This window comes from uncultured Gemella sp., assembly GCF_963537375.1.
In the GTDB taxonomy this organism is placed as follows: Bacteria; Bacillota; Bacilli; order Staphylococcales; family Gemellaceae; genus Gemella.
The window spans coordinates 40,044-50,863 of record NZ_CAUTDQ010000009.1; the positions used below are offsets into that span (position 1 = coordinate 40,044).

Annotated in this window: 10 protein-coding genes; 2 read left to right on the plus strand and 8 right to left on the minus strand. The window is 33.9% G+C overall.

Annotated features, from left to right (window positions below):
* Positions 1–115: 115 nt before the first annotated feature.
* From RYK99_RS02920 to RYK99_RS02955, 8 genes are all read right to left on the minus strand, one after another.
* Positions 116–709 (minus strand): RDD family protein, encoded by a 594-nt coding sequence (locus tag RYK99_RS02920; protein WP_314989967.1) that lies wholly within the window; start codon positions 707–709, stop codon positions 116–118.
* Between the two features lie 7 nt (positions 710–716).
* Entirely contained in the window at positions 717–1,436 is a 720-nt protein-coding gene (locus RYK99_RS02925) for a YebC/PmpR family DNA-binding transcriptional regulator (protein WP_003144482.1), read from the minus strand.
* 301 nt (positions 1,437–1,737) lie between these two features.
* The gene (locus tag RYK99_RS02930; protein WP_314989969.1) at positions 1,738–2,073 is read right to left on the minus strand and encodes a glycine cleavage system protein H; all 336 of its coding nucleotides are present in this window, start codon (positions 2,071–2,073) and stop codon (positions 1,738–1,740) included.
* Positions 2,074–2,243: 170 nt separating this feature from the next.
* Positions 2,244–3,266 (minus strand): lipoate--protein ligase, encoded by a 1,023-nt coding sequence (locus RYK99_RS02935; protein ID WP_314989971.1) that lies wholly within the window; start codon positions 3,264–3,266, stop codon positions 2,244–2,246.
* A gap of 136 nt (positions 3,267–3,402) precedes the next feature.
* A complete protein-coding gene (locus tag RYK99_RS02940; protein WP_314989973.1) occupies positions 3,403–4,575 on the minus strand; it encodes an NADH-dependent flavin oxidoreductase in 1,173 nt (390 codons plus the stop codon).
* Between the two features lie 32 nt (positions 4,576–4,607).
* Entirely contained in the window at positions 4,608–5,630 is a 1,023-nt protein-coding gene (locus RYK99_RS02945) for a lipoate--protein ligase (RefSeq protein WP_314989975.1), read from the minus strand.
* A gap of 333 nt (positions 5,631–5,963) precedes the next feature.
* Positions 5,964–6,842 (minus strand): NAD-dependent deacetylase, encoded by an 879-nt coding sequence (locus RYK99_RS02950; protein WP_314989977.1) that lies wholly within the window; start codon positions 6,840–6,842, stop codon positions 5,964–5,966.
* Positions 6,842–7,834, minus strand: coding sequence for an MsnO8 family LLM class oxidoreductase (locus RYK99_RS02955; RefSeq protein WP_314989979.1), 993 nt, complete (start codon positions 7,832–7,834; stop codon positions 6,842–6,844). Before RYK99_RS02955 ends, RYK99_RS02950 begins: the two co-directional genes overlap by 1 nt.
* Positions 7,835–8,212: 378 nt before the next feature.
* Between RYK99_RS02955 and RYK99_RS02960 the strand changes: the two genes are divergently transcribed.
* On the plus strand, positions 8,213–9,391 hold the full coding sequence (locus tag RYK99_RS02960) for an NADH-dependent flavin oxidoreductase (protein ID WP_314989981.1): 1,179 nt from the start codon (positions 8,213–8,215) through the stop codon (positions 9,389–9,391).
* Between the two features lie 583 nt (positions 9,392–9,974).
* Positions 9,975–10,820: YSIRK-type signal peptide-containing protein (locus RYK99_RS02965; protein WP_314989983.1), on the plus strand; the 846-nt coding region annotated here is incomplete at its 3' end.

Here is a 10,820-nt window from a genome sequence, read left to right on the forward strand (position 1 = left end):
AATATAAAACAGAAAACATAAAATAACTATCAAAACGAACGTTAAATCTAACATAAAAACAAAAAACTAGCCGCTTTTAGACTATAGTAGCCCTCAAACAACTAGTTCTTATTCATTATTTTTCTTTATCTTCTTTTACTTTTTCTACTTTTGGTTGTTCTGTAGCCGCGACAACTCGCATATTCAGAAGTTTATCGTATAGCATTATTGGGTTCTTACGTTTAAGCACATATTTCTCATATAACCAGAATATTGCAGAAACTGGTACTGCACCCCATCCAATAGTAACTTTAATTAAGAATTCTCTAATTAAATATCTAGAAAATTCAATTTTTTTGTTATCTGTAGGCACTATTCGTACTTTAAGAAGTTTTTTCCCGATAGTTTGCCCTTGCCATTTATGTGGAAGGTATCCATATAATAGAACTGCGAAAATAACTATTGAAAGTGTCATATATAATGCATTTCTTTCGTTTTCCGCTCCACCTTGTGCACGTAAGTTCACAGTAGAATATTGGAAAATAATCGCTATCGGTAAGTAGATTGCTAAGTCGATTAAATAAGCAATTAGACGTTTTACAGGTGAAGCTTCTTCTCCATAAACATCTAATAATGGTGTTTCAACCGGCGCTGAAGCATCGCTTAGTGTTGGTTTTATATTTCTATCATTATAGCTGTATGAACTATTTTTTTTAATTTTCTTAACCATAGTTCACCTAGGCTTCTAAGTCAACGTTGTGGTATACTTGTTGAACATCTTCACAATCATCAAGCATTTCTAACATTCTTTCGAATTTAGCTTTATCTTCTTCGCTTAATGTTACTTCATTTTGAGGAATCATTGAAATTTCAGCAACTTCAAATTCTTCGATTCCAGCTGCTTTAAGAGCTTCTTGGATTTCGTGGAAGTTTTCTGGTTCACCATATACTAATGTTAACTCATCTTCTTCGATAATATCACGAGCATCGATATCAGCTTCCATAAGGATTTCTAATAATTCGTCTGCACTCTTACCTTCAACACCGATAACTGCAGTGTTGTCGAACATGTAGTTAACAGAACCAGTAACACCTAAGTTACCTCCGTTTTTTCCTAATGCTGTACGTACTTCAGCTGCTGTACGGTTAACGTTGTTTGTAAGTGTATCGATGATAACCATTGTTCCACTTACACCGAAACCTTCATAACGTAATTCATCGTAGTTTTCTTCACTTCCACCTTTTGCTTTTTCAATAGCACGGTCAATAATGTTTTTAGGAACACGGTAAGTTTTCGCTCTTTCTAAAACTACTTTTAGATTTCTGTTACTTTCTGGATCTGGTTCTCCAGTTTTTGCAGCTTGGTAAATTTCACGTCCAAACTTAGCATAAATCTTACTAGTATTAGCGTCTTTTGCCGCTTTTTTTTCTTTAATATTATTCCATTTACGACCCATAGTCTTTTAATCTCTCTTTCTTTTTATAAAATTTTCCATTTTAGTAAAATTTCCTCGCCACAATGTAGCCAGAAAGTTATTACATACCATTCTATATTACTATATTTAAGGCATTTTTTCAAGCACTGACTAAGCTTTTTCAACTATCTTCTTATTAACTCATTTTCTAAAATGTAATTTCTAATAACTATTAGATAATAGCTATTTTAAAAGGTTATATCGGGGCTCATCTTTGCTGAAACAAAAAATTCGAAGTATAAGGAAACCCTCATACTTCGAATCTATTGTATAACCAAAGTTATTATTTGTATTCTACAAATTTGTTGAATTCAGCTTCATCAACGTTTGTTAATTTAACAATCCAAGATTCTTTTGGATCAGCTGAGTTTAAAACTGTAGGCTCTTCTTCAGCTTTTTTGTTGTATTCTACAACGTCCCCTGCTAATGGAGTATTGATGTCTAATACAGTTTTTGATGCTTCTAAACGTAAGATAACATCATCTTTTTCTAATTTGTCTTTTTTTGAGAATTCTACAAATCCTACAGTACCAACGTCATCTTGTAATTCTGCAGTTGGTCCAATAATATATACACCTTCGCTTTTTTCAATCCATAAAGCTTTTGCTAATTTTTTCATTTTACAACCTCTTTCTTTATTTTATAATTTTTTCTAAGTATCGATGACCTTATTTCATCATCGATTTTTACTCAAAGATACATTATACATTTAATAAAATTAAAAATCAACTAAAATAATAATAAAAGTGATATTAATTTTCAATTAGTTTAATATATTAAACCATTCTCTTAACTCAATATCAAATCTACCAATTCTTGCGCTTCTACTTTTCCGAAATAATGAGCTAAGTCTATACTTTCTAATACTTCTAGCAAGTCTTCTTCTTTTACCCTTACTCCGATTAGTTTTTCCTCAATATCACCGATATTACCTTTTCCGAAAAAGTCTCCGTAAATTTTAGCTTTTGTAATTCTTCCCGCTTCTACTTCCAAGTTAAACTCGACAGTCCCAATCCCAAGACGAGCATCTCTATTGTAATTATAGCGTGGTGATTTCCCGTAGTTCCAGTCCCAGTTTTGATATTTTTTAGCAAGCAACTCATCAATTTCTCGCCAATCATCTTCTGTCAGTTCGTAACGTTTTATATCTTCAAGATTTTCACAACCAAACAAACGACATAAGTATAAATCTTTAAAATCTACTACAGATAAGTTTCTATATTCCTCATCTAAATACTCTCTAAGACCTATAACTCTACTTCTTACCGAATCTATTCCTTTTGACTCAATTTTCTTACGATTAGGTCTTAGTACATTGACCATCGCATCATAATCGACATCTAGAAGTAGCGTATATCCCCCGTAAATTTTTCCATTAACAAGAGTCATCGCAGCTCCACTTACCTTTTTCCCATCAACAACAAGGTCATTTCGTCCTGTTTGTTCAACCTTACTTACTCCCAGATCACGTAGGATATTTACCGCAGGTTCATAGAACTTTTTAAAATTACCATAGACATTACTATCACCATTCATAATAAGGCAGATATTCACAGCTCCTTCGTCTAAAAATACCGTTCCCCCTCCTGTATCGCGTCTAACAAGGGTAATTCCGTGAGTTTTCATATACTCATGATTAATCTCTTTTTCGGCATTTTGGAAAAGACCAATCTGTACTTTTGGTTTGCAACAATAAGGAAATATTATATCCTCATCTAAGTTTAATTTATTCAAAACATGTACTTGTATCGCTAAAGCTACTGCCCCATCGTAAATATATTGTCCATTTCTTATCGGCTCTATTAAATACATAAGCACTCCTCATTTTCTAAAGCATCATAATATAAACGACTACTATTATTTAAGTCTATCCTTATATAACAGTAGCCGCTTCATCTTAATAGTCTTTCGTTCTTTAATTACTACTTTCACTCCTCTGGAGAGCTTCTTAATAATTTTCTTCTAATTTTCTAAATTCATCTCTCGTGTGTTGTGGCAGACTCTTACCGTAGTCCATCATAAGCACAATATCCTTAAACGCGGCTTTGGGTATCGCTAGTCTTTCGATATCATCCACACCTACATCCAGATTAATATCTCCCTCACGATTTTCTTGGAATTTAGCTACAAAATCTGGTTCAGCCACAAAGACGCTAGATAAACCTACCATCTCAGCGTGCATAATAGCTTCACGGCTCTTTTCTATACTATTAATTCCACCAGTCGCCATCAAAGGAACACGTCCCGCTAGATGTTCATGAACTACCTCATTAATCAAACGACCTTCATTAGGACCTTCAGCACGGACTTTATTTAGATAAATATTTTGCCCCCAGCTCGCTATCGCAATATAAGATAACGGCACTCTTTCTAGTATCCAATCCGTAAGTTGATTGAATTCTTCAACAGTATAACCAATTATCGCACCACGTGTTTCTTCTGGTGTCGCTCTATATCCTAAAATAAAATCCTCAGGCGCTTCGTCTTTTATAACTTCATACACCGCTTCAAACACTTCAAGAATGAATCTAGCTCTATTTTCTAATAAATCTACACCATATTCATCATGGCGTTTATTCGATACTGTTGAGAAAAACGTCTGTAACATTAACTTTTGCGCTGTAGATATTTCTATTCCAGCAAAACCTGCTTTTATCGCTCTTCTCGTCGCATCTTTATATTTTTGTTTAATCTCATCTATCATCTCATGAGACAACTCTTCTACCTCATGTTCAAACGGAAGATGCAACTTTAACTTACTTGGTCCATAAACCTTATGGCGTACCCCATAGTAATTAGCACCCGCTCCTGAATAAGTCAGTTGCAAAATAGCCTTTGCTCCAGCATCTTGCATAGCGTCCGCCATCTTAGTAAGTCCTGGAATACAGCTATCATTATGTGCACCGAAACCAAACTCGAACAACTGCCCGTCAACATCGACATAAGCTGCCCCTGTTACCTGTAGCGGTGCTGACTTGGCACGTCTTAATGCATAATCCAAGTCTTCTTTTGTGATAATTCCATCTTTTGTAGAAGAATTAGTCGTCATCGGCGACAGCACGAACCTATTTTCTAACTGAACACCATTTGCTAGTTTTATGGGAGTCAATAATTTTTCCATAAACTCACACCTCTTTTACATAATTTGTAAAACTAGCTTAAGATTAAGTCTACTAATTCTTTCGCTTCTACATTTCCAAAGTAGAATGCTAAATCAATACTTCCTAGAGCTTCTAGTAAGTCCTCTTCTTTTACCCTTACTCCGATTAATTTCTCTTCTACATCAGCTACATTTCCTTTTCCGAAGAAGTCTCCATAGATTTTCGCTTTTGTGATACGTCCTTCTTCAACTTCTAAACTGAAATCAACTGTTCCGATTGCAAGGTGGGCATCACGGTTGTAGTTGTAACGTGGTGATTTTCCATAGTTCCAATCCCAGTTACGATATTTTTCATCCGCTAATTTTTCAATTGCAGCCCAGTCTTCATCTGTTAGTTCATATCTTTTCGCATCTTTAATATCTTCGATTCCCATTAATCCACAGATGATTAAGTTTTTGAACTCATCGATTGTTACGTTTTGGTATTCAGGTTTTAATAATTCACGCATACCCATTACACGTGCTCTTACTGATTCAATACCTTTTGATTCAATTTTTTTACGGTTTGGAGTTAAAGCATTAACCATCGCTTCGTAGTTTACATCAAGAAGTAATGAATATCCTCCGTAAATTTTACCACGTACTAATGTCATCGCAGCTCCACTTACTTTTTTGCCACGAGCAGTTAAGTCGTTACGTCCTCTTTGTTCAACTTCTGTAGCTCCTAAGCTGTGAAGTACGTCTACTGCTGGTTGGTAGAATTTTTTGTAGTTTCCATATACATCTGTATCCCCAGGCATTAAGAAACATACGTTAACAGCACCGTTATCAACATACACAGCACCACCACCTGTATCACGACGTACTAAGATGATGTCTTTTTCTTTCATGTAGTCGTGGTTTACTTCAGTTTCAGCATTTTGGAATAATCCAATTTCTACTTTTGGTTCGCAGTAATATGGGAAGATTACAGTCTCATCGATATCGATGTTGTTAAGTACATAAACTTGCATCGCCATTACTAGCGCTCCATCTGGTAAATATTTTCCGTTTCTAATTGGTTCTATTAAATACATAATATATTCTCCTTTATTTGTTAATTTTTGTTAATGTATTTTTTAGCTAATGTTATTTTTTATTGCATTCTTAGCATAATTTAATCTGCAATACTATAAAATCTAATTGCGAATTTTTTCACAATCTATGTTATGCACTTGATGCGCACTACCCGAAAATTTATTACGGGGCTGACCCAAATTGCCTAAATTTTAACAAAGTGTATATGGAAACTCATAGACGCAGTTGTTTATTGATATCTAAAATCGCTTTAGAAAAGTTTTTTAGATATCTAATAAACTGTACGGAGGTAACTCGACAAAATCTTGTTTCTCGAAATCACGATTTTTGAGTCACTCCCATTTTTCCAACAACTCTTCCACTTCTAACGTTAAATCTTTGCTATTTTGATTAAACCACAATACCCTTGAAGCAATTCTTTCTGGGAATTGGTATTTCTTCTGATTCATAGTAATCATCAACGCCTGTGGATTTTTATCAAGTTCTCTATAAAATGGATATTTTATAAACTGAGGTGTCGTAAACCCTACCCCTATCTCTATAAACAATGTTTTCTTATCACGATTTTTTTCTAAAAATTCATTATACTTATCTAGATGTTCAAAAAAGATTGGATCTTCTACCATTCCTTTTTCAGCATTACGTTTATTAACTTCAAGCGGAGCTCCACATTTTGGACATAGTGGAATAGACCTGTAGTCAACTTCCATATTTTCCTGTTCCACAGCTAGTCTACGCATTAAAGCTTCATCTTGATACGTCTTCGCATGGCAATGTTTACTACACTGCATAAGCCCGTACTTCCCTTGAATGTGGAAGACTTTATCCATATCATACCCCGCAACATCGAACGCATTATCCGCATTAGTCGTAATAATATGGTAGTTTTTATCTTTTAGAATATTTTTTAAGGCTGCGTAACTTGCCCCAATAGGTTGATCAAAGTAATTCAACAAAACAAAACGACTTTGAAACGCCCAATATTCTTGTGAACTAGGGAAATCAAATAGGCTCGCCTGTAACATATCTAAAAATTTATATTTTTCTACAAAATCTTTAAAGTTACTCGTGAATCTTTCTCCTATGTAGGTGAATCCATCCGCAGCTGACATTCCAGCTCCTATTCCTATGACTATCGCCTCAGCTTCTTCTATTAACTGCGCTAATTTTTCGGCATTGTTTTCTTCTAACTCTATCGCCTTCCAAGTCATTAATTTTTCTCCTTTTTGGTCATTAGCTCTTTTGCTAAAATCTCAATAATATTTTTTCTTCTTTCTATAGTTGGTACTAAAGGTATACACATAAGTTCTTCCAACTCTAATTCTGTAGCTAAATCTCTAAGTTTTTCTACTACAATATCCTTTGTACCCCAAACTAAACGTGTTCTATTTTTTTCTACTTTTTCTTTATCAATTTCAGCAATTTCATACTCTTTTGCTGTTTCTATGCTAGGAAATCTATTGAATTCTGTAAATTCTTTCTTACCAAGAAGCCATACATCTAAACAACGTACCAAGTCTTTTGCCTCTTGCTCATCTTCCCCTATCGCTATAAATACCGCAACTACATCTTGTGGTGTTTTTTGTTGTTCAAGCATCTTTGTACGATAAGTTTGTAAACATCTCTTTGCTGTTTCTATATAATCTACAGCTTGATTAAAGAATAGACCATATACATAGTTTTGCCCTAACTCTGCAGCTAGATTCGCACTTTTCTCACTAGTTGATAGTAGCCACATTGGACCAACCTTCGCTTCTGGTGGTTGCACCAATGTTTCAGTTCCTGTTAACATCTCCAATAATTCTGTACAACTTTCATTGTATTCATCTCGTGTTATCGGCGTCGTATTCATCAGTTTTTGAACTACTTTAGTTCCAGGATTATTACCTATTCCTAAATTCACCCTATTTGGATACAAAGCACTAAGGAGTTTTATCCATTCGCTGATTTTATATGGTGAATAGTGAGGAATCATTATTCCACCTGTACCTATTTGTATTTTTTCTGTATTTTGCAAAAGATGCAACATAAGTAGTTCTGGGCTACTGCTCGCAAGTGCTGGTACCTGATGATGTTCAGCCATCCAAAAACGACTATACCCCAACCTTTCTGCTAAACAAGCTAGCTCCGTACTTTCTTCTATAGCTTCTAATGCAGTTTTCCCTTCATCTACAATAGCATAATCTAAAATACTAAGTTTCATAGTATTATCCTCTTATATTTTATCTTATTTTATATAACTTCAAATATCTAGTTTCTTCTTTTTAGTATTTTATTTTACACTCTTCAATTTATTTTTACCTTTTTATATACTTAATAATCTGATATAATAAATTATAAGAAAACCTTTTCTGAAATTACGAACTTATTATATCATATTTTCAGCAAAAGTACACATACCTAGTACCATTACTTTGAATTTTTTTTATAAAAAAATTATGGTAACTTAATCTACTGAATCTGCATTTAATTTACATAATTTTAGATAATATCAGCAGTTTATTTTCTATATTATTTTTTATTGTTGTACATTTTCTGGTATAGTTGTATGTTATTTACATTACTTAAAGAGGTATTTTTTATGGAATCAAAATTATTAACACCTGTCAAATTGGCTAATGGAATAGAACTTGAGAATCGCTTTGTCCTTTCTCCGATGACTACAAACTCATCTACCGCAGAAGGCTTCATTACAGAAGAAGATCTTCTTTACGCTAAAAGACGAAAAAATACAGCACCTTTGCAAATTACCGGTGCTGCTTATATAAATCTTGAGGGACAACTTTTTGAATATGGTTTTAGTGTACATGATGATGCATGTATTCCAGGTTTAACAAAAATGGCGAACGCTATGCAGTCTGGTGGAGCAAAAGCTATTTTGCAACTCACTCATGCTGGTCGTTTCGCTAATCACTATGTTACTACCAACAAACGCGCCGTCGGCCCAAGTTATATGGAATTAAACTCGCCTGTAGAACACATCGTTCATCCTCTTTCTATAGAAGATATACAAAAAATAAAAGAAGACTATAAGCGTGCAGCAAGCCGTGCAATCGCAGCTGGTTTTGATGGTATCGAGATATCTAGTGCTCAACGTCTTTTACTTCAAACATTCTTTTCTACCTTCTCAAACGAACGCCACGATGAATACGGAGTAGATACGTTAGAAAACCGTTCACGTTTCATCCTTGAAGTTTTTGAAGAGGTATACGAAGTAATAAAAAAAGAAGCTCCGGCAGATTTTATCTTCGGTTATCGTGCAACCCCTGAAGAAACTCGTGGTGAAGAAGTTGGTTATACTGTAGAAGAATTTAATCAACTTACCGACTGGTTATTAGAAAGAGTGACACTATCATACATGGCAATCGCAAGCTGGGGGCAAAATATTTATCTAAATACAGTGCGTGCAGAAGGTCCTCATCATGGAAAACTTATTAACGAAGTAGTCTATGAACACTTAAATGGAAGAATACCTTTAATCGCGTCAGGTGGTATCAACACTGTAGAAAAATGTGAAGCTGCAATTTTACATGCTGATATGATTGGTTTATCTTCTCCTTTTGTCGCAGAACCAGATTTCGTTGAAAAACTAAAAGCGAATCATATAGAAGATATAAATCTAAATGTTGGAGTTGAAGATATAGATCGCCTAGCTATTCCAAAAGCTGCATTTAAAGACATCGTCCTTATGATGGACTATGGTCGTTCACTCCCACAACACACTAGGGATGAATTTAGAAAATTAGAAGAAAATTATTAAATTATATAGTTTAGAAGAAATTCAAAAATTTAGATTCAAACATCTTTGTTCTTGAATTTCTTCTTTAACATCACTTTCTTTTATAGATAAATCTATAAATTTTATGTAATTTTATAGAAATACATAAATTTCTCTGTATATAGTTTTGCTATTTACTTTATTTACATAAATTCCCACCTTAATAAAAGAAAATTATAGTTCACATAATTTTTGTAACAGAAATTTAATATTTTATTTTTTATACATTTACATCCTCTTTTTAATCATTATATTTTTATTTTTATCAATGCACTCTATTACTATAAAAAACTGTATTAATATGATTTCATTTTATATTTCACTAATTTATGTTCGTTTTTTCATATAATTATATTTATTTTATAATTATATAGTTTTTGGTTTACTATACGGTTATAAAGTTACATAGGTTACTAAAGTCCTTGTTTTCTGTTTTTCCTTCTAGTATAATAGAAATTATGAATACACTAATTGTCTATGGATGTTCTTTCTACACGATTAAATTGAACATTATAAAAACATAGTCATTATTATATAAAATATATGAAAAAAGGGGATTTATTTTATGACAACTCAAAGAAAATATTCATTACGTAAATTTAAGGTTGGTGTAGCCTCTGTTCTTGTTGGTATCGGTGTTGCTACTACTGGTGCTGCTGTAGCTCATGCTTCTGACACAACTACTAGTGAAACTCAACCTGTAGCAACTGCACCTGCATCTGGAAGTACAGACGCATCTGGAACTACTGAAACTCCTAAATCAGAAGTTACAAGTCCAGAAATCAAACAAGCTGAAGCTGACGCTAAAACTGCTGAAGCTAGAGTTACTGAAGCTCAAGCAAAGGTAGATACAACTACTACTGCAGCTAACGAAGCTGCTACTAAACTAGAAGCTGAAAAAAAAGAAGCTGCTGATGCTGAAGTTGCTAAAACTAAAGCTGCTGAAGCTAAAAAAACTGCTGATGCTGATTTAGAAGCTGCTAAAGCTAAAGCTGCTGAAGCTGATGCTAAAGCTAAAGAAGAAGCTAAAAAAGAAGCAGATGAAGCTAAAAAACAAGCCGATACTAAAGCTGAATTAACAGCTGCTTTAGAAAAACTCGAGAAAGATGCTGTAGAAAAAGTTAACAATAATGCACAAATTTCAGATAAAGCTAAAGCTATTGAAGAAGTTAAAGCTACTATTGGTAAGGAAGATTTATTAAAAGCTATCGAAGCTGGTGATATTAAAGCAACTGATGCTGCAGATGCATTACCATCAGAAAATGATGTGAATGGAGTTGAAGGACCTACTACACCTGCAACTTCTGGTGATAAAAACTCTCTTCCTGCTGATTTAAAAGCAAAAATCGATGAAGCAGAAAAAGCTGATGCTGCTCGTCCTGCATCAGAAAAAGCTCAAGATAAAGCTGAT